The organism is Marinobacter segnicrescens (assembly GCF_900111555.1).
GTDB classification, from domain to species: Bacteria; Pseudomonadota; Gammaproteobacteria; order Pseudomonadales; family Oleiphilaceae; genus Marinobacter; species Marinobacter segnicrescens.
In genome coordinates, this window is record NZ_FOHZ01000003.1 from 32,793 (window position 1) to 57,555 (window position 24,763).

20 protein-coding genes are annotated in these 24,763 nt (G+C 59.9%); 5 read left to right on the top strand and 15 right to left on the bottom strand.

Annotated features, from left to right (window positions below; all coding sequences use genetic code 11):
- Window positions 1-6: 6 nt before the first annotated feature.
- The 7 genes from BM036_RS04330 to BM036_RS04355 form a co-directional block, all read right to left on the bottom strand.
- A complete protein-coding gene (locus BM036_RS04330; RefSeq protein ID WP_091849016.1) occupies window positions 7-669 on the bottom strand; it encodes a class I SAM-dependent methyltransferase in 663 nt (220 codons plus the stop codon).
- 73 nt (window positions 670-742) lie between these two features.
- Entirely contained in the window at window positions 743-1,135 is a 393-nt protein-coding gene (locus BM036_RS04335) for a nuclear transport factor 2 family protein (RefSeq protein WP_091849017.1), read from the bottom strand.
- A gap of 6 nt (window positions 1,136-1,141) precedes the next feature.
- Complete coding sequence (locus BM036_RS04340; RefSeq protein WP_091849018.1) at window positions 1,142-2,353, bottom strand: cation:proton antiporter; 1,212 nt, start codon at window positions 2,351-2,353, stop codon at window positions 1,142-1,144.
- Window positions 2,354-2,361: 8 nt separating this feature from the next.
- Window positions 2,362-4,209, bottom strand: a complete 1,848-nt coding sequence (locus BM036_RS04345; protein ID WP_091849019.1) for a cation:proton antiporter — start codon at window positions 4,207-4,209, stop codon at window positions 2,362-2,364.
- Window positions 4,210-4,389: 180 nt separating this feature from the next.
- On the bottom strand, window positions 4,390-4,536 hold the full coding sequence (locus BM036_RS19795; RefSeq protein WP_143066561.1) for a PEP-CTERM sorting domain-containing protein: 147 nt from the start codon (window positions 4,534-4,536) through the stop codon (window positions 4,390-4,392).
- Window positions 4,537-4,733: 197 nt separating this feature from the next.
- Window positions 4,734-4,904 (bottom strand): DUF1328 domain-containing protein, encoded by a 171-nt coding sequence (locus tag BM036_RS04350; RefSeq protein WP_091849020.1) that lies wholly within the window; start codon window positions 4,902-4,904, stop codon window positions 4,734-4,736.
- Window positions 4,905-5,100: 196 nt separating this feature from the next.
- Window positions 5,101-5,568, bottom strand: a complete 468-nt coding sequence (locus tag BM036_RS04355; RefSeq protein ID WP_091849021.1) for an Lrp/AsnC family transcriptional regulator — start codon at window positions 5,566-5,568, stop codon at window positions 5,101-5,103.
- 156 nt (window positions 5,569-5,724) lie between these two features.
- On the opposite strand from BM036_RS04355, the gene BM036_RS04360 reads away from it, so the two are divergent.
- The 3 genes from BM036_RS04360 to BM036_RS04370 all read left to right on the top strand — a co-directional run bounded on the left by BM036_RS04360 (window position 5,725) and on the right by BM036_RS04370 (window position 12,057).
- Entirely contained in the window at window positions 5,725-9,261 is a 3,537-nt protein-coding gene (locus BM036_RS04360; RefSeq protein WP_091849022.1) for an indolepyruvate ferredoxin oxidoreductase family protein, read from the top strand.
- The gene (locus tag BM036_RS04365) at window positions 9,254-10,435 is read left to right on the top strand and encodes an amino acid aminotransferase (protein WP_091849023.1); all 1,182 of its coding nucleotides are present in this window, start codon (window positions 9,254-9,256) and stop codon (window positions 10,433-10,435) included. The genes BM036_RS04360 and BM036_RS04365 overlap by 8 nt, the downstream gene beginning before the upstream one ends.
- A gap of 239 nt (window positions 10,436-10,674) precedes the next feature.
- A complete protein-coding gene (locus BM036_RS04370; protein ID WP_091849024.1) occupies window positions 10,675-12,057 on the top strand; it encodes a sodium-dependent transporter in 1,383 nt (460 codons plus the stop codon).
- 156 nt (window positions 12,058-12,213) lie between these two features.
- Here BM036_RS04370 and BM036_RS04375 read toward each other — a convergent pair whose 3' ends face one another.
- Window positions 12,214-13,290 carry an acyltransferase family protein gene (locus tag BM036_RS04375; protein WP_091849025.1) on the bottom strand — a complete coding sequence of 359 codons (1,077 nt, stop codon included), beginning with the start codon at window positions 13,288-13,290 and terminating at the stop codon, window positions 12,214-12,216.
- Between the two features lie 557 nt (window positions 13,291-13,847).
- Between BM036_RS04375 and BM036_RS04380 the strand changes: the two genes are divergently transcribed.
- Window positions 13,848-15,302 carry an undecaprenyl-phosphate glucose phosphotransferase gene (locus BM036_RS04380; RefSeq protein ID WP_091849026.1) on the top strand — a complete coding sequence of 485 codons (1,455 nt, stop codon included), beginning with the start codon at window positions 13,848-13,850 and terminating at the stop codon, window positions 15,300-15,302.
- Between the two features lie 133 nt (window positions 15,303-15,435).
- Here BM036_RS04380 and BM036_RS04385 read toward each other — a convergent pair whose 3' ends face one another.
- Both BM036_RS04385 and murB read right to left on the bottom strand, forming a co-directional pair.
- The gene (locus BM036_RS04385) at window positions 15,436-16,428 is read right to left on the bottom strand and encodes a glycosyltransferase (protein WP_091849027.1); all 993 of its coding nucleotides are present in this window, start codon (window positions 16,426-16,428) and stop codon (window positions 15,436-15,438) included.
- A 10-nt stretch (window positions 16,429-16,438) separates the two neighbouring features.
- Entirely contained in the window at window positions 16,439-17,497 is a 1,059-nt protein-coding gene (gene murB, locus BM036_RS04390) for a UDP-N-acetylmuramate dehydrogenase (protein ID WP_091849331.1), read from the bottom strand.
- A gap of 397 nt (window positions 17,498-17,894) precedes the next feature.
- On the opposite strand from murB, the gene BM036_RS04395 reads away from it, so the two are divergent.
- A complete protein-coding gene (locus BM036_RS04395) occupies window positions 17,895-19,112 on the top strand; it encodes a porin family protein (protein WP_091849028.1) in 1,218 nt (405 codons plus the stop codon).
- A gap of 84 nt (window positions 19,113-19,196) precedes the next feature.
- Here the strand turns inward: BM036_RS04395 and BM036_RS04400 are convergent, their stop codons facing one another.
- Genes BM036_RS04400 through BM036_RS04420 form a run of 5 tightly spaced genes read right to left on the bottom strand, consistent with a single transcriptional unit; the run spans window position 19,197 to window position 24,736 of the window.
- A complete protein-coding gene (locus BM036_RS04400; protein WP_218144771.1) occupies window positions 19,197-19,982 on the bottom strand; it encodes a WecB/TagA/CpsF family glycosyltransferase in 786 nt (261 codons plus the stop codon).
- On the bottom strand, window positions 19,979-21,193 hold the full coding sequence (locus BM036_RS04405) for a GumK N-terminal domain-containing glycosyltransferase (RefSeq protein WP_218144772.1): 1,215 nt from the start codon (window positions 21,191-21,193) through the stop codon (window positions 19,979-19,981). Before BM036_RS04405 ends, BM036_RS04400 begins: the two co-directional genes overlap by 4 nt.
- A gap of 17 nt (window positions 21,194-21,210) precedes the next feature.
- A complete protein-coding gene (locus BM036_RS04410; protein ID WP_091849029.1) occupies window positions 21,211-22,335 on the bottom strand; it encodes a glycoside hydrolase family 5 protein in 1,125 nt (374 codons plus the stop codon).
- Entirely contained in the window at window positions 22,332-23,462 is a 1,131-nt protein-coding gene (locus BM036_RS04415) for a glycosyltransferase family 4 protein (protein ID WP_091849030.1), read from the bottom strand. Before BM036_RS04415 ends, BM036_RS04410 begins: the two co-directional genes overlap by 4 nt.
- Entirely contained in the window at window positions 23,459-24,736 is a 1,278-nt protein-coding gene (locus BM036_RS04420) for a polysaccharide biosynthesis protein GumE (RefSeq protein ID WP_091849031.1), read from the bottom strand. The genes BM036_RS04415 and BM036_RS04420 overlap by 4 nt, the downstream gene beginning before the upstream one ends.
- Window positions 24,737-24,763: the final 27 nt, after the last annotated feature.

Genomic DNA, 24,763 nt, shown 5'->3' on the forward strand with positions numbered 1-24,763 from the left:
CAGCAATCAGGCAGGTTTTTGCAGAAGCGCAACATCCTTGCGGGGAATGGTCAGGGTCCAGCCGAAATGGCTGGCAAGCCAACGGAAGGTCTCCTCCCGGTAGAAAACAATGTGCGTTGGATCGCGGCGGTAATGCCAGTTGGCGAACCGACTGTCATCCGTCTGGAAACAGGTCATGACACCAAGCCATCCTCCGGGACGAAGCATTGCATCGAGTTGCCGGAATACCGCCAGCGGATGATGCAGGTGTTCCACCACTTCAGTGCAGGTGACGAAATCCCAGTTCCGGTTGAGTACCGTGACATCAGGGAAGAACGCCGGATCGTACAGAGTGACGGTATGACCCTGTTCCTCGATCATGGCGGCCAATGCCGGGCCAGGCCCACAGCCGAAATCCACACCTTGCGCGCCAGGTGGCAACCGCTCAAGCAGGGGAGCAGCCAGCTTTTCCAGGAAACGTCGGTAGCGAGGATCCCCCGGCTCGTTCTCGTGCAGGGCGTAGACAGCCCGCTCCTCAGATTCCGTCAACCAGGCAGCTGGGTCCATAAGGGTAGCCTGGCAACATAGGCACCGGCGGTAAGTCCTGTGACCGACCGTGAGAAAATCCACCAACCCGTCATTCTCGCAGACACTGCAGTGGGTTCGGGCGAAGGAATCGTAGCGATTCATAGGGGGCTCCGCATAGCCTCTGCCTCAGCAAGGGGGAGTCCGGCCCTGGCAATCAGTGGCCAGGGCGCAGTTCTCAGCGGCGCTTGTTGGCCTCCAGCATGGCGGCCATCATTTCGTGCACCTTGTTGATGGCCTTGAGCGGGCGCACCATCACCTTGAAATCCCGGATACGACCGGTCTCGTCCCATTCGATCATATCGACACCATTGATCACGGTGCCATCCAGTTCGGTACGGAACTCCAGGACGGCTGTATTTCCATCGACAATTTCACGCAAATACTCGAAATGGTCGTTGTTCAATACACCAAACGCAGCCGCCAGGTACGCCTTGGTAATGGCCTTGCCTTCCTGGGGTGTATGTACCACCGGCGAATGAAACACAGCGTTGTCCGCCAGCAGGTCATCCAGTCCGTCAGCGTTGCCACTGTGGGCGAGCTCATGCCAGGTCTTGAGGGTATCTATCATGGAAATCTACTCCTTGTTGTTGTCGGTCATCGCGTTATTGCGCAGAGTCCGTCGCACCAGCCAGGGTCCGGTAGCCTCGAAGAATACCGTGGAGCCTACCACCACAGCCATCAGCGTGGCACTGAACTCGGGGAAACGTTCGCCTGCTAGCAGGGCCATCCCCATAGCCACTCCGGCCTGGGGTGTCAGTGCCATACCAATCCCGGAAGGCAGGGCACCCTGCCTGCCTGCTACCGCCCGGGCACCCAGCAGGCCTCCCAGGTAGCGCCCCAGTATCCGGAGCAGGATATAGGCACCGGTAATGCCCAGGGCGGACCCAAGCATGTTCAGGTCGAGGCTGGCGCCTGCAAGCACGAAGAAAAAGACCAGGAATGGCCATTTGAGGTAATCAATCTCGTTGAAGGAGCGAGTGTGGTGTGAAGCCAGGTTGGCCACAATGGCACCGGCTATCATCGCGGAGAGAAGTTCCGATACGTTCAGCAGCGCGGCCCCACCGGCCAGTAACAGAATCAGGGCCAGCGCCTCTACGAGCGTCGGCTCACCCGCCTCCAGGCGCCCTGTCAGCCAGGCCGCAGGTATACCCACGATAACCCCGAGCGCTACGGCACCCCCAAGCTCCCAGAGCGCCTCCAGCAGGGCCTGCAGGCCATCACCGCTGGCGTGCCAGCCCAGAAACGCCATCGCCAGCCCAAACACAATAATACCCCAGCCATCATCCACGGCCACGGTACTGAGCAGCAGCCGGCCGACACGGGTATTCCCAGCTCGGAGTTCGTGGATGGTTTCACTGACCGCCGCCGGGTCGGTGGCCACGGAAATGGCCGCCAGCGCCACCGCCAGGATGACGGGAAATCCGAGCAGCCAAAGGCCCAGACCAACAGCGGTCCCGCTGGCCAGCACCACCGTCAGGGAGAAGATCCCTACCACCGGCCCAAGGGTGCGCAGTCGGTCCCAGGTGAACTCCCCGCCCAACAGAAACGCCACCATGACCAGGGCCAGCTGGATGAGCGGCTCTGCCAGGGTGGTCAATGGCCCCGCTGGCTGGCCAAGCCCCCATTGCTGGATAGCCGCCACGACAACGCCGACCAGCACCAGCAGGGATATCCGGGGCACAGCGGTTCTGGCCGCAATAACATCCGCCAGGATACTGATCGACAGCAGGCCACCCATTATGACCAGTACCATTCCATATTGGGCGGGATCCAGCGGCAGTTCCATTGTGTACCTCAGCCGTCCCGCGACGGGTCGGTGGTGACCTCACCTTCGCTCTTCCGGTCCCTCGCGGCCCGGGGGGGTACCAGGCTGATCAGCTGCCAGTCAGTATCCGGCTCGAGCTCGTCCCCAGCCATGACCGGGTGGATCTTGTCCTTGTCGTTGATCACGAACAATACCCTGGCCTCGCCGTCGTGCCTTGCCAGGAAGTCCTCATAGGTAAAGCTTTCACTCAGTTGGGTGGTCTTCACGGTATAGCCACGGCTGACCAGGCTGGCCAGCTTGGGATAGGACAGGTCATCAAACAGGCCACGGGTCTGCTGGATTTTCTCTGCAGACTGGTGGCTGGCCTTCTGATCCTGCTCACCTTCCGACAGGCTGTACACACTGTTGGGGCCAAACCAGTCCAGGAAGTGGTAGGTGGCCAGGGAGTTCAGTTGCTTGTACGGAGAAATCACCAGCAGCTTCCCTACTCCCGTCAGGTCCAGGTGGGTGGAGGCATGCTCTGAAGTGGGGTTGCCAAAATACACCTTGAGGCCGTCCATCCGGGCCTGGCGTACGTTTTCCCAGTTGGTATCGGTGAGCGTGACCGGTATTTCATTCTTCTGCAGGGCCTGGGCAATGGCGCGGGCACCACTGTTGGCCCCCAGGATCAGGAAACCAAAGGCTGCGGGTTCTGCCACTCCGAGTGCCCGGGCAATCGGGCGGGCCGTCAGGCTCTGCAGGGTAACGGTGGCGATGATCAACATGAACACCAGGGGTACCAGTGTGCCCGCATCCTCATAGCCCTGGTTTTCCAGCTGGAACGCGAACAGGGCGGATACCGCCGCTGCCACGATGCCACGGGGGGCTATCCAACTGAGAAACGCCTTCTCGCGCCAGTTCAGCGACGTGCCTATGCCAGACAGGAGAATACTGACCGGGCGGGCCACCAGCATCAGGATAGCCAGGACCACCACCAGGCCCCAGCCCAATTCTGCGATGGCACCAAAGTCCACCCGTGCGGCCAGGATAATAAACAGGGCCGAGATCAGAAGAACACTGAGGGACTCCTTGAACTCCAGGATATCGTCAATGGGCACCATCTTCATGTTGGCCATCCAGATCCCCATGATGGTCACCGTCAGCAGACCTGATTCGTGGGCGATCTCGTTGGACAGGGCGTAGACCCCCAGCATGAAGGTCAGGGTTCCGGCGTTATGCAGATATTGGGGGAGCAGGTGCTTGCGCAGGGCCACGCCATTAATCCAGCCGGCAACGGCGCCGAACAACAGCCCGACGGCCACGGTCTTGCCGAAGATATACACCGAGTGCCAGAACACATTGCCCTGGCCCCAGGAAATGATGGCCTCAAAGACCAGTACCGCCAGCAACGCACCGACGGGGTCGATAATGATGCCTTCCCAACGCAGGATATTGGCGAGGTTCTGTTTCGGGCGCACTGACCGCAGTAGGGGCGCAATCACAGTCGGCCCGGTCACAATCGAAATGGCACCAAAGAGCAGAGCCACCTCCCAGGAAACATCCAGTATCCAGCGTGCCGCCAGGGTGCCGATCAGTGCTGTCACCACTGACCCTACCGGAATCAGGTTGCGGACCATCTTGCCGTGGCCCTTGATCTCCTCGTACTTGAGCGTAAGGCTGCCCTCGAACAGGATCACCGCCACCGCCAGCGAGATCATCGGGAACAGCAGGTCACCGAACAAAGGCTCCGGCTGTAGCCAGCCAAGCACCGGGCCGGCGGCAATGCCACCAGCCAGCAAAAACAGGATTGCCGGCATTCGTACCCGCCAGGCCAGCCACTGACAGAAAAGTGAGGCAATACCAATACTGGCCAGAACGAGAACGATGCTTACGCTCATAGACACCCGGTTTCAATTCAGTCGAGGAAGAGCCGGATTATGGTCAATCCGCCCATGCCGACGGCAGCCGGCACGCACACAGGATACGTCAGAGGGGAAAAGCTGTACACGGCAAACCCGTGCACAGCCCGGGGGAGGGCCGCCAGCCCTTCAAAGCCAGCCGCCATCAATCAACTGAGATCAGCTCCGGCGTTGGCGGGCACGCATTGCGCCAAGACCTGCCAGGCCCAGGGCGAGCAAGGCCAACGAACCCGGTGCAGAGGCATCTGCTACCCGGGTCAGCTCCAGGCTGTAGGCCCAGGGGCCGTCGCCGGAGTGCCGGGACACCTGTCACCATAGAGAGCAGGTCTTACCTTCCGGTGTCTGTTTCTTGATGGTTTGCTGACAAATTGACGAAATTCCCCGACAACCGCTACATAAAAGAATTTTCGTCAATCAATTGACGAACAAGGCCAGCAAAATGCCGGCCTTGTTCGTGATCCTTTCATCAGGGGTCTGCACGGTAAACCGTCGCGGACTGCCCGTCAGGGTTTGCGTCCTTTCATGGCGTTGGCGACCAGGGAGATCACCAGGAGAATCAGGAAAATAAAGAACAGGACCTTGGCAATGCCGGCAGCTGTGCCGGCAATTCCACCAAAACCCAGGACACCTGCGATGATGGCGATGATCAGACAAACGACAGCCCAATAAAGCATCGTTCCCTCCTTAGGGTCGGCCTCCTTTTCCAGGTGCCAACGCGATGTGAATTTGGATACTGCCCTTTCACCTTTGACCCAAAACCGAAAAACCTCAAGAAATCAGTTGCTTTCTGACCAACATTTAATACTTATCATTTCCCTTTTTACCAGCAGCCCTGCCCCGGATGCCGGGCATGGCCTAATCCAGTGAACGTCACACAGGCAACATCAGGGTATTCTTGATCTCCCGAAGGGCGAAGTTGGAATTCACCTGCGAAATCCCCTGAAGGGTAAAGATTTTTTCATTCAGGAACCGGTCATAACTGGCCATATCCGGCACCACCACCCGCAGTACAAAATCCGCGTTACCCGTGACGGCAAAGCACTGCAGCACCTCTGGATAGCTGCTGACCTCCCGCTCGATCTCCGCCGTGCTGTCGATGGTATGGCGCTGTAATGAAAGGTTCACCAGCACACACAGGCCCTGCCCCATGGCCTCCGGGTTCAGCCGGGCACTGTACCCAATGATGACGCCAGCCTCCTCCAGCGCGCGCACTCGTCGCCAGCATGCCGCCGGCGACAGGCCCACCTGTTCAGCCAGTTGCTGGTTGCTGATGCGCCCATCCTGTTGCAACGCATCCAGGATGCGACGATCCAGCTTATCCAGTTCCACCTGTTTCATTTGGTAACACCTGATTTTTATCAAAGGATCTTTCGCTTAATTGTCATTCATCAAAGACTGTTGCGCAAATGGCACTCCAGCCTGCTCAAAAAGCAAGCACATTCGGTGCCTTCCCCCCTAGAATTTTGTTCATAAAATCAACAAAGGGAGAGCACCATGTCCGCCGATACTTCCAAGCCGGATACCCCTCACTTAGACGACTACCAACTGGAAGACCGCTATCATCGGGAAGCCGGCCGTGTCTTTCTCACCGGCACACAGGCCCTGGTCCGTATCCCGTTGATGCAGGCAGCACTGGACCGCAAGCAAGGCCTGAATACTGCCGGTATGGTCAGTGGCTACCGGGGCTCCCCCCTGGGCGCCTATGACCAGGCCCTGTGGCAGGCAAAGGACCTGCTGGAACAGAACCGCATCGATTTCGTACCCGCCATCAACGAAGACCTGGCCGCCACCATCATGCTGGGCACCCAGCAAGTGGAAACCGACGATGACCGCCAGGTGGATGGCGTATTCGGCCTCTGGTACGGCAAGGGCCCGGGCGTTGACCGGGCCGGTGATGCCCTCAAGCACGGCACCACCTATGGCAGCTCACCCCATGGCGGCGTCCTGGTGGTGGCCGGCGATGACCATGGCTGTGTGTCGTCGTCCATGCCCCATCAGTCAGACGTGGCCTTCATGAGCTTCTTCATGCCCACCATCAACCCGGCCAACATTGCCGAGTACCTGGAGTTCGGCCTCTGGGGCTATGCCCTGTCCCGCTACAGCGGCTGCTGGGTGGGCTTCAAGGCTATCTCGGAAACCGTGGAAAGTGCCGCGTCGGTGGAACTGCCACCCATGCCCGATTTCGTCATGCCGGACGACTTCACACCACCGGCAGACGGCCTGCACTACCGGTGGCCAGACCTGCCCGGGCCGCAACTGGAAACCCGCATCGAGCACAAACTGGCCGCCGTTCAGGCCTTTGCCCGGGCCAACCCCATCGACCGTTGCCTCTATAACAACCGGGAAGCCCGCTTCGGCATTGTTACCACCGGCAAGGGCCACCTGGACCTGCTGGAAGCCCTCGACCTGCTTGGCATCGATGAAGACAAGGCCAGGGACATGGGCCTGGATATCTACAAGATCGGCATGGTCTGGCCCCTGGAGCGCAGGGGCGTACTGGAGTTTGTCCACGGCAAGCAGGAAGTGCTGGTCATCGAGGAAAAGCGCGGCATCATCGAAAGTCAGATCAAAGAGTATATGTCCGAGCCGGACCGCCCCGGCGAGGTGCTGATCACCGGCAAGCAGGACGAACTGGGCCGGCCCCTGATCCCTTACGTGGGGGAGCTGAGCCCGAAACTGGTGGCCGGCTTCCTCGCTGCCCGCCTGGGCCGGTTCTTTGGCGTCGACTTCAGCGAGCAACTGGCGCAGATCAACACCATGACCACCGCCCAGGACCCGGGCGGGGTCAAGCGACTGCCCTATTTCTGCTCCGGCTGCCCCCACAACACCTCGACCAAGGTACCGGAAGGCAGCAAGGCCCTGGCCGGTATCGGCTGCCACTTTATGGCGTCCTGGATGGGTCGCAACACCGAGTCCCTGATCCAGATGGGCGGCGAAGGCGTCAACTGGATCGGCAAGAGTCGTTACACCGGCAACCCCCATGTATTCCAGAACCTGGGGGAAGGCACCTACTTCCACTCCGGCTCGATGGCCATTCGCCAGGCGGTGGCCGCCGGCATTAACATTACCTACAAGATCCTGTTCAACGACGCCGTGGCCATGACCGGCGGCCAGCCGGTGGATGGCCAGATCACCGTCGATGCCATTGCCCAGCAGGTCACTGCAGAGGGCGCGAAACGCGTTGTTGTGCTCAGCGATGAGCCCGAAAAATACAACGACCACAAGGACCGTTTCCCGAAGGACGTCACCTTCCACGACCGTAGTGAACTGGACCAGGTACAACGGGAACTGCGGGAAATTCCCGGCTGTACCGTACTGATCTACGACCAGACCTGCGCCGCCGAGAAACGCCGTCGCCGCAAGCGCAAGCAGTTTCCGGACCCGGCAAAGCGGGCGTTCATCAACCACCACGTGTGTGAAGGCTGCGGTGACTGTTCCGTGCAGTCCAATTGCCTGTCCGTGGTACCCCGACAGACCGAGCTGGGTCGCAAGCGCAAGATCGACCAGTCCTCCTGCAACAAGGACTACTCCTGCGTGAACGGCTTCTGCCCCAGCTTTGTCACCATCGAAGGTGGCCAGCTGCGCAAGAGTCGCGGTATGGACACCGGCTCGGTGCTGAACCGCAAGCTCGCTGATATCCCCGCCCCTGTGTTGCCCGCCATGAATGGCTCCTACGACCTGCTGGTGGGCGGCGTTGGCGGCACCGGCGTGGTCACCGTGGGTCAGCTGATCACCATGGCGGCCCACCTGGAGTCAAAGGGCGCCTCGGTGCTGGACTTTATGGGCTTCGCCCAGAAAGGCGGCACGGTGCTCAGCTACGTACGCATGGCGCCGTCCCCGGACCGGCTGCACCAGGTGCGCATCAGCAACGGCCAGGCCGATGCCGTCATCGCCTGCGACCTGGTTGTGGCCAGCTCCCAGAAGGCACTGACGGTGCTGCGACCTAATCACACACGAATCGTCGCCAACGAGGCGGAACTGCCCACTGCGGATTACGTGCTCTACCGGGACGCGGATATGAAGGCGGACAAACGCCTGGAAATCCTGCGCAACGCGGTAGGCGACGATCACTTTGCCCGCCTGGATGCCAACGGCATTGCTGACAAACTGATGGGCGACACCGTCTTTTCCAACGTCATGATGCTGGGCTTTGCCTGGCAGAAAGGACTCCTGCCCCTGTCCGAAGCGGCCCTGATGAAGGCCATCGAACTCAACGGCGTGGCCATTGACCGCAACAAGGAAGCCTTTGGATGGGGTCGCCTGGCAGCAGTCAACCCTCGGGCGATCACCGACCTGCTGACGGACAACCAGCCGCAAGCGGTGGAAGTGAAAGCGGAACCCACCCTGGAACAGCTGATTGACACCCGCTACAACCACCTGGTGGCCTACCAGAACCGTCGCTGGGCAGACCGGTACCGGATTGTTATCGAAGGCGTCCGCAAGGCAGAACAGAATCTGGGACACACCAACGGCCTGCTCACCCGGGCGGTGGCCCAGCAGCTCTATCGTTTCATGGCCTACAAGGACGAATATGAAGTGGCCCGGCTGTTTGCCGAAACCGATTTCATGAAAGAAGTGAATGACACCTTCGAAGGCGACTTCCAGGTCCATTTCCACCTGGCGCCGCCCCTCATGAACCGGGGCACCGACGCCCAGGGCCGCCCGAAGAAACGGAAGTTCGGCCCCTGGATATTCCGTGCCTTTAAAGTACTGGCCAGACTTCGCAGCCTGCGTGGCACCCCCATCGACCCGTTCCGCTACTCGGCGGATCGCAAGCTGGACCGCGCCATGCTCAAGGACTACCAGGCGCTCGTTAACCGCATCCAGAAAGAGCTGAACGCGAACAACTACGACACCTTTTTACAACTGGCGGAGCTGCCCGCCGACGTGCGTGGCTACGGCCCGGTGCGGGAACAGGCCGCCAAGGCGATCCGGGACAAACAGCAACAGCTCTACAAGGCTCTCGATACTGGCCGCCCCACCCTGATCCGCACCCAGCAGGCCGATGAGAAGGAGGCAGACCATGTTTGAGACCCTCAAGCCCCTGCCCCAGGACCCGATACTGCAACTGATGCAAACTTTCCGGGACGACCCGCGCCCGGACAAGGTGGACCTGGGCATCGGCGTCTACAAAGACGACGCCGGTAACACCCCCATCATGGCCGCGGTCCACGAAGCCGAACGACGACTGCTGGCAGGCGAGACCACCAAGGGCTACGTCGGGCCAGCTGGCTCCGCCGGCTACAACGACGCCATGGCCAGCCTCATCCTGGGGACAGATAACGCCCTGATCCGGGATGGCCGCACGGCAGTGGTCCAGACCCCGGGCGGCTGCGGTGCCCTGCGCATGGCGGCGGAATTCCTGCGCCTGTGCAACCCGGCGACTACCGTCTGGGTCAGCACCCCCACCTGGGCCAATCACCTGCCGCTGCTGGGTGGCGCCGGCCTGACCATCCGCGAATATCCATACCTGAATCGGGACACGTTGCAGGTAGACTTCGCCGCCATGCTGGAAAGCCTGGAAGGCGCAAAGCCCGGAGACGTGGTACTGCTCCACGGCTGTTGCCACAACCCCTCCGGCGCCGACCTGGACCTGGAGCAGTGGCAGGACGTCACCACCCTGATCCAGCGCAAGGGCCTGCTGCCCTTCGTCGACATGGCCTACCAGGGTCTGGGCGATGGCCTGGAAAAAGATGCAGCTGGCCTCCGCCACCTGGCCAGCCAGGTACCGGAAATGCTGGCAGCGGCCTCCTGCTCCAAGAACTTCGGCCTTTACCGGGAGCGCACCGGCGCCCTGGTGCTGATCTCCGAAACCGCAAGCATCAACCAGGCAGCCACCAGCCAGCTGCTGAGTGTCATCCGCTCCCACTACTCCATGCCCCCGGCCCACGGCGCCGCGATCGTGGAAACCATACTGGGAGACAGCGACCTCACCCAGCAATGGCAGAGCGAACTGGGCGGCATGTGCGAGCGCATCCTCCACCTGCGCCAGGCCTTCGCCGAAGCCCTGGCCCCGGCGGGTGACTTCAGCTTCATCGCCCGGCAGCGCGGCATGTTTTCGTTCCTCGGGATAACCCCCGAACAGGTACGGGCACTCCGGGAAGACCACGGCATCTACATGCTGGACTCCAGCCGGGTGAACGTGGCGGGGCTGAATGACAAGGTGCTGCCGCAAGTGGCGGATGCGATCAGGAGTGTTCTTTAAAAGCGGGACACCAAACTCGAAAAAATAGTAGCGGCCAGCACAGGGTTCGAGGCAGTGGGGCCGGGGTGATTTTCCGGGACCCTCAAAAAGAGGGACCTTTTTGAGGAGCCTACACGGACGTATTCACGGCGTGTCCCGGAAAATCACCCCGGCCCTGCTGCCAGCACGGACCCAAAGGCGTGGTCTTAAAAAGCTACCGGCAAAAAACTTCCGACAAAAACAAGTAAGCGGAGAACCCAATGACCCAAACCACCCAACCACACCAGCAGGCCAACAACCTCTGGTCCTCCCGAATGGCCTTCATCCTCGCCGCGGCAGGCTCCGCCGTCGGCCTGGGTAACATCTGGAAGTTTCCCTACATTACCGGCGAAAACGGCGGCGGCGCCTTCGTACTCATCTACCTGGCGTGCATCTTCCTCATCGGCGTACCCGTCCTGATCGCCGAAACCATGATCGGCCGCCGCGGCGGCCAGAGCCCCGTGGCCACCATGCGAACCCTCACCCAGACAGAAGGCACCGCCAGGGGCTGGCGGGCCATCGGCTGGAACGGCGTCATCGCCTCCTTCCTGGTGCTCTCCTTCTACGCCGTCATCGGCGGCTGGGCCCTGGTCTATATCGGCAAGGCCGCTGCCGGCCTGTTCACTGGCGCTGACGCCGAAGCTATCGGCGGCCAGTTCGGCACCCTGCTCTCCAACCCCTGGGAGCTCCTGCTGTGGCACTCCCTGTTCATGGCCATCGTGATCTTCATCGTCGGGCGCGGCATCCGCTACGGCCTGGAAAAAGCGGTCAACATGCTCATGCCGCTGCTGTTTGTACTACTGATCGTGATGGTCATCTACGCCATGAACAGCGGCAGCTTCGGCCAGGCCGTCAGCTTCATGTTCTCACCGGACTTCAGCAAGCTCACCACCGCCGGCGTACTGACTGCCCTGGGCCACGCAGCCTTCACCCTCAGTATCGGCATCGGCGTGCTGATGGCCTATGGTTCCTACCTGCCAAAGGACATCAACATCACCCGTACTGCCATCACCATCGGCGTACTGGACACCAGCGTTGCCCTGCTCGCCGGCCTGGCCATCTTCCCGCTGGTGTTCGCCAACGGCCTCGAGCCCGGCGCAGGTCCCGGTCTCATCTTCGTCACCTTGCCGCTGGCCTTCGGTCAGATGAGCGGCGGCGCCATCTTCGGCACCATATTCTTCGCCCTGCTGCTGGTGGCCGCCATTACCTCCGCCATTTCCATGCTGGAGCCGGTGGTGGAGTGGCTGGAAGAACACAAGGGCATCAGCCGCACCAAAAGCGCTCTTGGCGGGGGCCTGGCGATCTGGTTTATCGGAATCGGCACTGTGCTGTCGTTCAACGTCTGGGAAGGCGTCCACCCACTGGGCTTTATCCCGTTCTTTGAAGGCAAGACTGTCTTTGACCTGCTGGACTTCCTGGTATCGAACCTGATGATGCCCCTGGGCGGGCTTGCCATTGCCCTGTTCGCAGGCTGGGCCATGAAGCGGGAAGGACTGGCAGAGGATATCGGCCTGCAGGGAGCAAGCTACAACGCCTTTATGCTCGTACTGCGTTATCTGACCCCGGCCGGCATTGCTGTCGTATTCCTGTACAACCTCATCTGACCCGCAGGATGAGTGACGCTTGAGGCTGCTCCCGGTGGCCTTTTGCCGGCCCCGCCGATTCCAGGTTTGCGGCGGGGCCGGCCTTTTACCTGCCCAGACCCAGATAGTCGCAACTTAAGACAGTTACGGACGTTGTCGGTTTGCCCACAAACCGCGTCACCGGGTTACCGCGCTGGCAGACCGGCGGGACTGCAGGGTTTTGACCCAGGGCACTTCAAACAACGGACTGAACAGGGGCTGTCGTGCCAGCGCCCATCCTACCAGTACGCTCAGAGCCACCACGACACCGCCCGACACCAGATAGAATCCGGTGTACCAGAGACCGGCTTCCGCTGAGGGCTGCAATCCCAGACGCGCAAGAACCGCCAGCAGGTAAAACTGGACGATGCGGTGCAGAACGTAGACCTGGAGGGAGTGCCGGCCAACAAAGGCCCAGCCACGCCCCCCGATACGCTGCCTGTGTGCCAGCCAGCCGGCCAGCATGGTTACCGAGGTTATCCCCCATACACTGAGCAGAAAGGTAACCGGACCGACTGCCGCCAGGGGCGAGTCGTAAACGCTCCAGCTAGCCAGCAGAAAACCGGCCAGCATGGGCGGCCAGAGACCCACCCTGCGCATCAGTGTGCCTTCAATAAACTCCAGGGAGAACACCCCCATCACAATAAACGGAAACAGCAACATGACCCGCTCAGGAAACGGCAGGCTCCGCCAGTTTCCATCGGCTGACAACAGCGCGTAGATCACCACGCTGAAGGCCAGTATCACCCCAAGCGGCACCCTCCGGAGGACCATTAACAAGGTGACGGCAATCAACAGCGCATAGATAAACCAGAGGGTTTGTGGCGGCTCGATGAAGATCCGCAGCAACGGGGCGAGACTGACGGTTTCTCCATTAATCAGTGCCTGCGGAACAGTCGTGGAGAAAAACACCAGTGCAGACCAGAGCACGAACAGGTAGACAAAATTCACGAACTTGAAGACAAATTTGTCACCTGATGGCTGGAGGAAGACGCCTCGGAGAAAAAGCCCTGCGAGGAAGAAGAACAGTGGCATCCGCAGAAAGATCAACGCCTCGTTGAAGGGCACCAACGGACCTGCCACATGCCAGAACACGACCAGGGTGATACTCACCCCCTTGGCGATATCGATCCAGTCAGCACGTTGGTGTCTGCGCGGCAACGCCGGCAACTCCGCTGGTGAATGCCGACACTGGTCGACAGGACTTCCCTCCATTGCCTTTTCCTCCTTTCCGCCGGTCGCTTCAGTGCATGCTCATCCTGAAGACATGCACCTCGAAGAAAACGGGGGCTTTGTATATATAAACTACATATCAAATAAAAACCCAGTACTCGATTCCACAAACCCCTGAACCTGGAATCATCACGCCCGTTATGAATAATTATGCAATTTAACCCGCCCATAAAACCACTACATTAAAATACCATGAAATTTTTCTTTCCTGTTTATTTATGATTCCTGACTTTTTCATTAAAAACAGTTTGTTAAATAAACTTAATTGCACCTTTATCGCAGCGATAGCCGACGCCAGAACACCGCGCAACGTTGAAATACATGCGTAATTCCAGCGCACCACATCTAATAGAACATATTTATACCTACATCATATACATGTCTTTTCTTCGATAAAGTCTTTTAGAATCCGCGGACCAAACCCGATCAGATTCCGGGGTGTCCCTATGGCGTGTTTAATATTCGTAGTTCACTGCCACGCCTGCGATGTGCACCACCCGGTCCTGACCGGTCACTCAGGGAATTTCACGGAGGGATTTATGGGAAGTCATCAGAAGGAGCAAAAGGCTGCGGTACTGCCTCCTGCGTCCGGAACCACTGCCTCGATACGCCTGCATCGCTCCAACATTCTCGCCTTCTTTCGTGCTTTCGACAGCCTGCTGGTGATCTGCGTGCTGTGGGGCACACTGCAACCATGGGACACCCCCTGGAGCCATACCTACACCTGGCTGGGGGTACTTGCCATCATTGCCTTCGTGTTCTTCGCGGAGAGCAACGAGGTCTACCATCTCTGGCAGGGCTTTTCGACACCTGCCCTGGCACACCGGTTGACAATGGCCTGGGCCGGCACCGCGCTGGTACTCGGTGCGTTCGCTGTCGCCATGGAATTGCTCGCAAGCATCAATATCAGGGCGGTAGCGCTCTGGCTTACCCTGACCCCCATCACCATTATTTCCTGTCATTGGCTGCGCCGGTTCGTGCTGGCCCGATTCCGGCAGCAGTCGTCGCAGCGACGCATCGGGATCGTCGGGGCGACCTCACTCAGCCAGAGACTCACCGCAGCCATCGGGAACCTGCCCTGGATGGGCTATCAGATCGCCGGCTACTACGATGACCGTGGAGTCACGGACGACGGGAGCCGCCGACTGGGCGATGACCAGGTCCGGGTTGAGGGCAACCTGGAACAACTCAAGCAGGCAGCCCGCAACGGCGAGATCGATATGGTGTTCATCACCCTGCCCATGGCGGCCGAACGCCGGGTCCGGGAACTGGTACAGGACCTTGCCGATACCACGGTCTCTGCCTATCTGATTCCCGACGTATTCAGCTTTGACCTCCTCCACTCCCGGCTCACCGGAATTCAGGGTATTCCGGCGGTGAGCATCTATGATTCGCCCCTGGCGGACCAGGCATGGACCAAGCGGGCTTTCGACCTGGCAGCCGGTTTGGCAATACTTGCTATCGTGGCAATCCCCATGATTGCCATCGCTATCGGTGTCAAAATGGATTCAAAGGGCCCGGTCTTCTTCAAGCAGTCCCGTTACGGAGTCCGCGGTGAAAAGATCAAGGTCTGGAAATTCCGATCGATGAAAGTCTGCGAAGATGGTGAGAACGTCCCCCAGGCCACCCGGGATGATCCACGGATCACGCCGTTCGGCGCCATGCTACGCCGCACATCCCTGGATGAATTGCCGCAACTATTCAACGTACTTGGTGGCAGCATGTCACTCATCGGCCCAAGACCCCACGCCGTTGCCCACAACGAGTTCTACCGCAACCATATCCAGGGCTATATGTTGCGCCACAAGGTAAAGCCCGGTATCACGGGGCTGGCGCAGGTAAACGGTTTCCGGGGCGAAACGGAAACCATGGACAAGATGGTGGGGCGGATTGCCTACGACCTGGAATACATCCGTAACTGGTCCCTGTGGCTGGATATCAAGATTCTCTGGTGGACCGCTTTCCGAGGATTTGTCGGACAGCAGGCCTACTGATCTTTCGATCCTCGCACCTGGCCCCGGTAGCGCTATGCAGCACCCGCTGCACAGCACTGTCGGGCTTTTGCAGAAACCGGAGTTTCAAGCGTCAATCCGTACCACCCAATTGATTGACCGGGTTACCCGAAACTTACCTTCGGGCTTCGGACCACCTGGCTTTTTGAACCAGCCTCAGCAGTCTTCGCCAGACTTCTCCCGCCCCCAGAAGGATACCGGGCGTCAGTGTGGCTGCAGCAAGCAGCAGCCGCGCCGGCAGGTAACCACTCTCATCCCTGGCTCGCCTGAAGCAAGTCCGGGCGGCCTCGAGGTTACCGTCCGCCGCGTAGCGACTGCCAATAATGCACATATCCTTCGCCAACTCTCGGCTGGGGGGACGGAACAATGCTCCCTGCTCGCCGAATTGTTCCAGTGGATCTGGCCGTCCTGCCAGCCGTTCACGGTGGCAATACAACGCAAAGTCAGACAGGTGGCGCTGAAGCATTAGCCGTGCCGGATCAGCCGCCACCGACCCGGGCACCTTGGCGTACTTCCGGTAAAGCACATCTTCAAGTACCAGAAAGCGGCAGTGGTGACTCATTCGGCACCACAGATCCCGGTCCTGGGCGCAGACAAAGAAGGGACGGTAGCCTCCGACTTCCTCGAATAAAGCCTTTCGGAACATGACTTCTCCGTGATGGAACGGGTTCCAGTCCAGGATGACCTCCCGGGCATCGCCATCAAAAGGCTGCTTTACAAGGTGCGGAGGACGCGTGCTCTGCAGGGTCACCACCTCTGACCGGCACCCAACCACGCCCACATCCGGACGCTGATCCAGAATCTCGGCCTGTCGCTCCAGACGCTCCGGAAGCGACAGGTCTCCACTTCCATGAATGGCGATATAGCTACCCCGGGCCTGGGCGATGGCGTTATTCAGCGCCCCGACAAGGCCACGGTTGGTGCCGGATATAACCCTTGTCTTCTCATTCTCATGGGTACGCAGGCGCTCCAGGGTATTATCGGTGGAGCCGTCATCCACCAGCAGAATTTCACAGTCTCCCAGAGACTGTTGTTTAAGGCTGGCAACCGACTCATCTACCAGACCCGCCCGATTGTAGAATACCGATACCACTGACACCCTGGTCATTACTGCCTCCTTACTGATTCAATCCGGGCACCGGTTTCGGGTCTGCCCCGTTAACTTCAGAAACACTTTCCGGTACGCAGAGCGCCTCGGCCTTGAGGTGTGCCGGGGTAATTTCGCCGATAGGTGACACGTAGCACACCTCAGCCGCCATATCGTAGCCGGTCCTTTCCCGCACGGTTCGCCGGGCCACGCCAATAAGCGTAAGGATGTCAGCCGCCCTTGCCTGGTCCTGGTTAACAATAAAATTAGCATGCAAAGGAGATATCATGGCGCCCCCCAGTCGCATACCCTTGAGACCACAACGCTCGATCACAGCACCGGGTGGGCCATATTGAGCATACATCGCCGGGTTACTGACAAATACCGAACCGCAATTCGGAACCTTGCGAGGAAACTTTCGTCGGCGCTCACCAAGGATGGTCAGCATTTCCTTTCGGACCGATGAGGGTGACGGTCCGGCCACAAACCGGAAACGGGCCCCGACGATGATTTCCCCCAGTCCCTGGAAGATCGACCGTCGGTATTGAAAGCCACACTCTTCGCGGGTACGAACCCGCTTCTCACCAGTTTTCGTGACGGAGGTGACGTCGATCACCCGGTCACCAATGCCCTTGCGCTGACTTCCACCGTTCATGCAGATCAGCCCCCCCAGGGTACCGGGGATACCACAGGTATGCTCAGCTCCCGACAGCCCGGCCCGGGCGAGCTGTCGCGCAAAGGCAGGCACCCAGATGCCCGCTTCGCTCCAGACCCGCGCACCCTCCACCCGGAACCCACCAAGCCTGGCACCGATATGTATGGCAAGCACCTCCAGCCCTTCATCGGCAAACAGGAGGTTGGTGGAAGACCCCAGCACGACATACGGCAGCCCTCGACTGGAGACATAGGCCATCACTCGCTGCACCTGGGAGATAGTGCCCGGAGCGACGACCAGCCTGGCCGGTCCACCTACCCGCCACCGGCTCACCCGGGAAAGCGGAACGTCGCGATAGACGCCTCCGGGGACAAGTGCTTCGAGATCACGCTGCAGCTCGCCACTGCCTTCCCCTGCGACCGGTTCCGGTTTCATGATTCCTTCCATCTGTGGATACACCTCCAGCTGTGCGTGTATTCAGCGGGCAGCGCAACTTATGGATTCAGAGACAGCGCAGCCCCCTCCGGTTTCAACTGAGACTAACTATACCTGCACTGCCCGTTGCATTCGGGCTCCTCGGCATGACGATTAATTAACCGATACGGCACCAAACGGTAACTCTCAAGCGGCGGCAACGCCTTTCAATAGCCGCCCTGTTCCGGTACCGTTTTGTAGCAGTGAAATCAACATCCTGGCGATCCGGGCAGGTACGGCGCCGAAGCTCCCAGCCGTCGGCCCGGGGGCGGAAATCGTGCAAGCCTGCAGGGCAGGCAAGGTTCCTCACCTCGCCAGAACGTCAGCTGTACAAAGGACTCTCACAAAGGGCACACGGATGCATTATTCATTCCCCTTTTACGATCTACCCTGGCGTGCCAACGGCGCCTGCTTGCGGCCAGTCCCCCTGACGCTTGCCATAAGCCTTCTGGGCATGTCCGCTGCTGCCGTGGCACAGGAAGTCGAGCAGCCAGACCGGTTCAGGTTTAATGCCGGCATCGGGCACACCTGGGACAGCAATTACGATCGGGTGCCCGATGATGACCCTGAACAGATCAGCACAGCGAACGCTGGAGTCCGGATCAACCAGGAACTCAGCCGCCAGCGCTTTACGCTCAGCGCCGGTGCCACCCGCTACGAACACGACGAGCGCGATAACTTTGATACCACCACCTGGGGTGGCGGCGCCGCCTGGAAGGGGACCATTGGTAACGCGTTCAAGCCACACCTGTCATGGAGCCGCCGCGAACGCCTGGTTGACCGGGCCGAATTCGAGGACAAGGACGTGGTCACTGAGGAAGAAACCACTGGCGGTCTTGTCATCACACCAGGCAACAACTGGTCGTTTCCGCTGACTCTGCGCCGCCTTGACCAGGCGCATTCCAACGACAGCCAGGAAGCACTGGACTACACTGACGAGGAAGCGTCGGTAGGCACCCGCTACACCAGCGCCCGGGGCTCGACCATTGGCCTGAAGGTTATCAACGGCCAAAGGGAATATCCTCACCAGGACCGGGTCCGCCCTGAAGATATTCCGGAGAGTGGTGACCTGGATTTCGACTACACCACCGTCGAATTCGAAACCAACTGGGTCGTCAGTCCCAAAACCCAACTGGAGTCCCGCCTGGGTATGTTCGACCGGGACGGCGAAGCCAACGACGGTACGGGTGGCTACGCCCTGCTCGAGGGCCGTTGGGCCGCGACCTACAAGACCCATGTAACCACCGGCTTCGAGTACACTGAGCCAGCCATCGGCGAAACCTCGGACAGCGCCTCCGAGATCCAGCGGTTCTACCTGGACCTGGAATGGCAGGCAACGCCGAAGATTCTCCTGGGCACTGGTTATGCGTGGCTGCACTATGAGTTCGATGCCAACCCCCAGCGGGACGCACGCAGTGAGCGAATCCACAAGTTCACCCCTTTGACCGCCCGCTACCAGGCCACCGACACACTGGAGCTCAACCTCCGCACGGTCTGGCTGGATCGCAGCTCCCCCCTTGACGAACGGGAGTTTGACGCCAGCATCGTTTCCCTCGGCCTGGACCTGACACTCTGATCAATACCCACGGAACCACAACCCCCAGGGTGGCACTATCCTGGCCACCCTGACTTCACAGTGCCCAATGGTCTCGTGGCCAGCCTATACGCTGGCGGCAGATCGCTCACGCACACAACGAACGAGGAAACGGCCGATATCAACGGTGTACCGTCGTACCAACCGCCTTGGCTCCAGACTTAACCGGTAAAGCCATTCCATTCTCAGGGTGCGAACCATCTCCGGCGCCCGGGGTTTTTCCCCCGCAAGAAAGTCCAGCAGCGCTCCGACGCCGATAAAAAGCCGGGCCCCAAGATCAGGCGCGTTTTCGAGAATCCACGTTTCCTGGCGCGGATTGCCGGTGGCAACCAGCACGATGTCCGCACCGCTGGCATTGATGGAGTCCACAACCCGACGGTTATCGGCGGATTCACCGTAACCATCAAGCACCCCAACCACCGGGACACCTCGCTGAGCCAATACCCGCCCTGCCCGCTCGGCTACACCTGGTCCTGCCCCCAACAGAAAGACGGCCGGCACCTCTCCTTCACGGCCGGATTGCTGGTGGTGCTCGACGATGGCGTCAAGCAGTGCTGGCACAAAGTCTGTGCCATTGAGGTTGTCCGGATAGCGGCGTCGGTGGATGAGATAGCTGGCAATGTCCATCCCCACCCCATCGTTGACGAGTATGACTTCAGGCTCCAGAAGCTGGGTACGAAGGTGGTCGCACTGATTGACAAAGTTGGTGTTTACGAAGAACAGCATACGCCGCTGACCCGATTCCAGGTCCCGGATAAGCGTAGCCTTTAACTGCTCCGTTCTCAGCGCGGCCACGGGGTAACCCGCCAGTGGCAAGGTAGGACCGCGCATGGGCCTTTCACAACTCATCATTTGATAACCTCCGTGTCCGGGAAAGCGGATGGTTCAAGAATACGGTCCGTAACCTCCGACCAGCTGAGGTGGCGCCGGGAGGCTTCCCGAGGGGCATTCAGCGCCCGGGTTATGGCCTGTTCAACAGACACACCATCTCCAGGCGTATACCCGAAGCGACTGCCATAATCGCCTGTTACCGAATGTGGGCACACAGCCGGCACACCAAGGAAGTCATACTGGATCAACTTCATGGAGGTATCAGCCAGGTACCCAGGTACGGACTCTGAGCGGTAGGGTGCTATGCCGATGTCCGCATGACGGATGTAACGGACGGTTTCCTCATGGGGCATTTCATCGTACACGGTGACATTAGGGCCGTAGGACGGGTGATGGGGCTGCCCACATCCGATGATATGGAAATGCACGTTCGGAAAGCGGTGCGAAGCTTCGGCAAAGAAACCGGGATCAAACAGCATGGAACCCACCGATACCGCATTCAGGGCGTCCCGGTAGGGAGAAGCGGCGGACGTTTCTGCCAGTTTGTGGTCGATACCATGGGGTACTAGCACCACGTTGTCCCGCGATGGTATCCCCGGCAGCAAGGCCCGGGATGGAATGCGGATCGTCGTCATATCAGGCGCTGCACGATTGAAAGCCGCCTTGACGTATTCCGCCACGTTAATCGTATCGAGATCGTCAGAGGCTATATAGACAGTCTTCACCCGGGGATTGATCTGCCGCGCAAGGTCAAAGAAGACCGGTGCGACGCCGCTCTCGAACACCACCACATCTGCCTCCGCCAGCCAGGTTCTCAGCACCCGGCTCGCCAGGGCGACGTAGCCCCAATACATGAGGTCTTCCAGGGCACGCAGGGCGGGCCTGCGGGTGTTGAAAGGATGTACCGGGGTTTTCCAGAGATAGCATTCCACGCCATCCCGGGTTTCGATCCGGTTGGCCTGGTGATCCAGGGACAGCCTTGGGTCACCGGTCTGGCGGGAAAGCAGGCTGTAGCGAAGTGAAAAGAACCGGGTCGGCCCCCGTTTCGCCAGCTCCCTGGCGATAAAGTGGATGTTGGCCTTGCGCGGAGAACGGTAATCGTGGGCCGAAAGCACCAGGTACCGGAGGCCCGCTCCGATCCTGCTATCACCGGTTGTCCGGGTGCCTGCCGTACGATCTGAGGGAGGCTCACCGTCGCTTTGCCGCAAAACCTGTCTGATTGCTGGTTCCATTGCGTTCCATTCCTTCCTTAGTCTACCGCCAGGTCTTCCGGAGGCTCCGGGCACTGACCGTTCTTCACGTCGGCGCATGACCAGTCTCTGAAGAACGTTTCCAACACCGACATTTGTGGACGATCCTGGCCATCGTCCGGGTGAACCGTAAGAAAATAATCGCCCCACCAGGCCCCGGCGGCCCAGTACGCCCAACCCCGCCAGGTCGAGGGATCATTGCTGAGGTGCAGGATCCGCTCCAGGGATGCCAGGCACTCCTCCCGCGGGGGCGAGCCGAATTCGCCCAGCAATAACTGCTGATCGTTTTCATCCGCCCAGCGGGATAGTTTTTCGAACATGCCATCGAAATGTTCTGGCGGCAGGCAGTCCTGATGGGTGCCGGAGTAGCCTTCGTTCAGGTACTGGTGAACCTCCAGTACGGTTCGGTCGAGCGGATCCTCCAGCCCGGCAAAGGCATCGGCATTGGTCGTCCCCGTGCGCACCTTGAACCATTCATGGACACCGCTCCAGCGCCCTCCGGATACCACGACCAGGTGTTCGGAGCCTTGCTCCCGCAGTGCATACAGCGTGTCCTGTGCCGTTTTCGCCCAGTCAGCAATGTCCATACGGAAGGGCTCGTTCATAAGTCCCAGGGCCACATGCTCCGGATCGTCCAGTTCCCGTGCCAGACGCTGCCAGACATCGATGAGATCCCCCGTGGTAACGCGCCCCTCGCCCAGTACATTGCCGTGCCATGCCGCGTAGTTGTGCAGGTCAAGGAGCAGGCACTGGCCGTTATCGCGGGCGCGACTGACCGCCTTGCGAATCTGGGCCAGTTCCCCGCCATCCAGCTCACTCCGGAGCTCGCGCTGAACCCGCTCCCAGCGGATCGGCAAACGAACCAGGTTCGCCCCTTTCTCTGCGAAGTACTCGAAGTCTCCGGGTGACGGATAGGTGTAATGGCGGAACATTTCGCCGGGCAACTGTTTGCTATTGAACTCCGCACCAGACAGGTTCACGCCTCGCAGGGGCGCTTCACCCAGGCACACTGCGGAGGCACCGGATGCCATGACCAGGCCGGCAATGCCAGCCATCACAGCTCGCCATGACGTTCGTCCGTAGCGGCTCCTGCGGGCAGGGTCCGTAGTACCGGGTTGAGTCATGAAGATCCTCCCAGGGACTCGTAGAGTTGAATGTACCGATCGGCAATCTGCGGCCAGCTGTACCCGCGGGCAAAGTTTATGGCCCGTGACCGCCTGTTCTGATAGGCCGCCGGACCCTCGTCATGTAATCGCTGTAAGCGGTCCGCTAGCGCCCGTGGCTCGCCTGCCTCGCCTGATACCCCCACATCAGAGGCATCGGTTAACTTACGGAATGGTGGAATATCGGAGAGAACCGGAGTCAGCCCCGCACTCATGGCTTCGATTGCCGCCAGCCCGAACCCCTCATGACGTGACAGGCAAACGAACCAGGCCGCGTGCCCCATCAGTTCCGCCAGTCTTTCGTCGGAGGGGCTCGCTTCCAGCGTAACGGCACCCTCTGTCAGCTGGCGTCGACGGATTTCCTGGTTCAGTGTTTCGATACTGAAATCGTACTCGCGTCCGGCAACAATAAGTCGCCACCGCGAATCCCTCTCTCTCAGAACCTTGAGCAGGTCGAGCGCTTCCAGCAGTCCCTTGTTGGAGGACCAGCGCCCGAAATAAATCAGGGTACGGTTCAGCTCCTGACTTGCCTGGTCAGCATACTTTTCCGTATTCACACCGTTTTCGATCACCTCCAGACGACTGTCCGGGATGATCTCGCGGAACCGGCGACCATCGTTCTCGCTGGTAGCGACCACCTTGTCATAGGCCCGCGACGACATCCGGGTAATGGTGTTAAACCAGATATCCTTGAGCCGGCTGGCGAACTCGGTATGGAAAAAGCCACCGTGGGTCGAAACCACCAGGGGGCGTCGATGGGCCAGCCTGGTCAGCGCCAGGTAATCGAAGAAAAAATCCACACCGTGAACGTGTACCACGTCCGCCTCGCGCACCGCCTGCAAGACGGATGGACACAGAGGGTAGCGGCTGGAACCCCGGTAAGGCAGGCGGGTAACCGGCACATCGGCCACCACATCCTGCCGCTCCAGTCGCTGATCCGAGTTTCGGAACAGCCGGTCCAGGGTGACAATCGAAGCGGTCTGCCCACCCGTAGAGAGCTGGCACGCGGCGATGTTCCTGACTACATCTTCCATGCCACCAACCGATGGGTAGTACTGCCGGATGACGTGAACAACGTTGACGCTCATGCGTCGGCCTCCCTGCGATGAATGCCCAGGCGTCCGCCCCAGCCGGACCAGTCCGCCCTCAGATGCCTTGGAACCGGTAACCGCGCCGGATCAGCCAGTACCACGCCGAACAGGAACCAGAGCAGCGCGGACGTTTTCATGGCGAACAGTGATGTTCCGCTAACCGTGAGGATCAGTGATATATAGACCGATGCAAAACAGCGGAACCTCGCTGCCCGTTCGTCAGGCACACGCATCAGCCAGATCACCAGCCAGAAGCCCAGAGCAAGCACAACCCCAAACGTCGAGAGCACGTAGGCATAACCCTGATCCGGGAACCAGGCGCCGCTGTCCGCGCCCAGCAACATTCGGGTATCAAAGCTCAGCAGCCCCCAGGCACTGCTGACCAGGCGGCCAACGAAGGTGTCACTGTAAGCAACAGAGCCAAACAACCCGAGCGCCACCAGCCCGGCCATGATGCAGAACGGCATAATGGCCGGCAGGTAAAGCATCCAGCCCCTGAACAGCAGGCGGACAACCACCAGAAGTGCGACTGACAGCAACGCAAACCGGGAGTCCGCCAGGACCATCATCACCACGCCGGCCGCGCAGAACTGCCACATCAGGGATTTCTCGGAGGAGTCCTTGCTTAGCCCCCAGGCCACCACCAGGGTCGCAAAATTACCCAGCGACACCGGTTCCAGGAAAACCGAGGACACCCGGTGATTATCCAGCAGCCAGGGTAAAAGCGTGCGCCCCATGTCTTCCGGTCGGATGCCGTTCATTTGCAGCCGGCTTTCACGCTCATACTCGGTGATAGGCTCCAGACTCCCGATATTTACGTAGTAGCCGAAGATGTCCAGCATGCTGGTGAAGCTGTCGAGGGCGAACAACTCGTAGAAACCCACAACTACAACCACAGCAATGGCGATTTTCAGGGTACGGTCCGCCAGGCGGATGTCGCCAACATTACGGCCCAGCCAGAAGAACCACATGGGGATCAGCACATCCCGGAAGCCCTTTATGTCCAAACCGCCCTTGAACAGAGCCAGCAGGCACAACGTGGCACCGGTCAACGCCACCAGGATCAACACACCGGGCAGCAACCTGGGCAGCAGCAGCGGCAGGCAGGCCAGCATCAACATCGCCTCGGCCAGCCCGACCAAGGCGCGGGAAGCCGGAAAAAGATGGGTATTGATAAGGCAAAGCACCACCTGGTAAATCACGGCTCCCACCACAATCGCGATGGTCAGGGGCCTCAGAGCCAGGTGCTGGGCCGGGGTTTCTGCTGGCATGGTCCTTCCCGCCTTCGGCACCGGACA

Coding starts and splice junctions, on each gene's coding strand:
- BM036_RS04420 (WP_091849031.1), bottom strand. CDS start 24,736: ATGCCAGCAGAAACCCCGGCCCAGCACCTGGCTCTGAGGCCCCTGACC.
- BM036_RS04365 (WP_091849023.1), top strand. CDS start 9,254: ATGTTTGAGACCCTCAAGCCCCTGCCCCAGGACCCGATACTGCAACTG.
- BM036_RS04335 (WP_091849017.1), bottom strand. CDS start 1,135: ATGATAGATACCCTCAAGACCTGGCATGAGCTCGCCCACAGTGGCAAC.
- BM036_RS04345 (WP_091849019.1), bottom strand. CDS start 4,209: ATGAGCGTAAGCATCGTTCTCGTTCTGGCCAGTATTGGTATTGCCTCA.
- BM036_RS04385 (WP_091849027.1), bottom strand. CDS start 16,428: ATGACCAGGGTGTCAGTGGTATCGGTATTCTACAATCGGGCGGGTCTG.
- BM036_RS04395 (WP_091849028.1), top strand. CDS start 17,895: ATGCATTATTCATTCCCCTTTTACGATCTACCCTGGCGTGCCAACGGC.
- BM036_RS04370 (WP_091849024.1), top strand. CDS start 10,675: ATGACCCAAACCACCCAACCACACCAGCAGGCCAACAACCTCTGGTCC.
- BM036_RS04415 (WP_091849030.1), bottom strand. CDS start 23,462: ATGAGCGTCAACGTTGTTCACGTCATCCGGCAGTACTACCCATCGGTT.
- murB (WP_091849331.1), bottom strand. CDS start 17,497: ATGAAACCGGAACCGGTCGCAGGGGAAGGCAGTGGCGAGCTGCAGCGT.
- BM036_RS04410 (WP_091849029.1), bottom strand. CDS start 22,335: ATGACTCAACCCGGTACTACGGACCCTGCCCGCAGGAGCCGCTACGGA.
- BM036_RS04330 (WP_091849016.1), bottom strand. CDS start 669: ATGAATCGCTACGATTCCTTCGCCCGAACCCACTGCAGTGTCTGCGAG.
- BM036_RS04405 (WP_218144772.1), bottom strand. CDS start 21,193: ATGGAACCAGCAATCAGACAGGTTTTGCGGCAAAGCGACGGTGAGCCT.
- BM036_RS04340 (WP_091849018.1), bottom strand. CDS start 2,353: ATGGAACTGCCGCTGGATCCCGCCCAATATGGAATGGTACTGGTCATA.
- BM036_RS04375 (WP_091849025.1), bottom strand. CDS start 13,290: ATGGAGGGAAGTCCTGTCGACCAGTGTCGGCATTCACCAGCGGAGTTG.
- BM036_RS04400 (WP_218144771.1), bottom strand. CDS start 19,982: ATGATGAGTTGTGAAAGGCCCATGCGCGGTCCTACCTTGCCACTGGCG.
- BM036_RS04350 (WP_091849020.1), bottom strand. CDS start 4,904: ATGCTTTATTGGGCTGTCGTTTGTCTGATCATCGCCATCATCGCAGGT.
- BM036_RS04360 (WP_091849022.1), top strand. CDS start 5,725: ATGTCCGCCGATACTTCCAAGCCGGATACCCCTCACTTAGACGACTAC.
- BM036_RS04355 (WP_091849021.1), bottom strand. CDS start 5,568: ATGAAACAGGTGGAACTGGATAAGCTGGATCGTCGCATCCTGGATGCG.
- BM036_RS04380 (WP_091849026.1), top strand. CDS start 13,848: ATGGGAAGTCATCAGAAGGAGCAAAAGGCTGCGGTACTGCCTCCTGCG.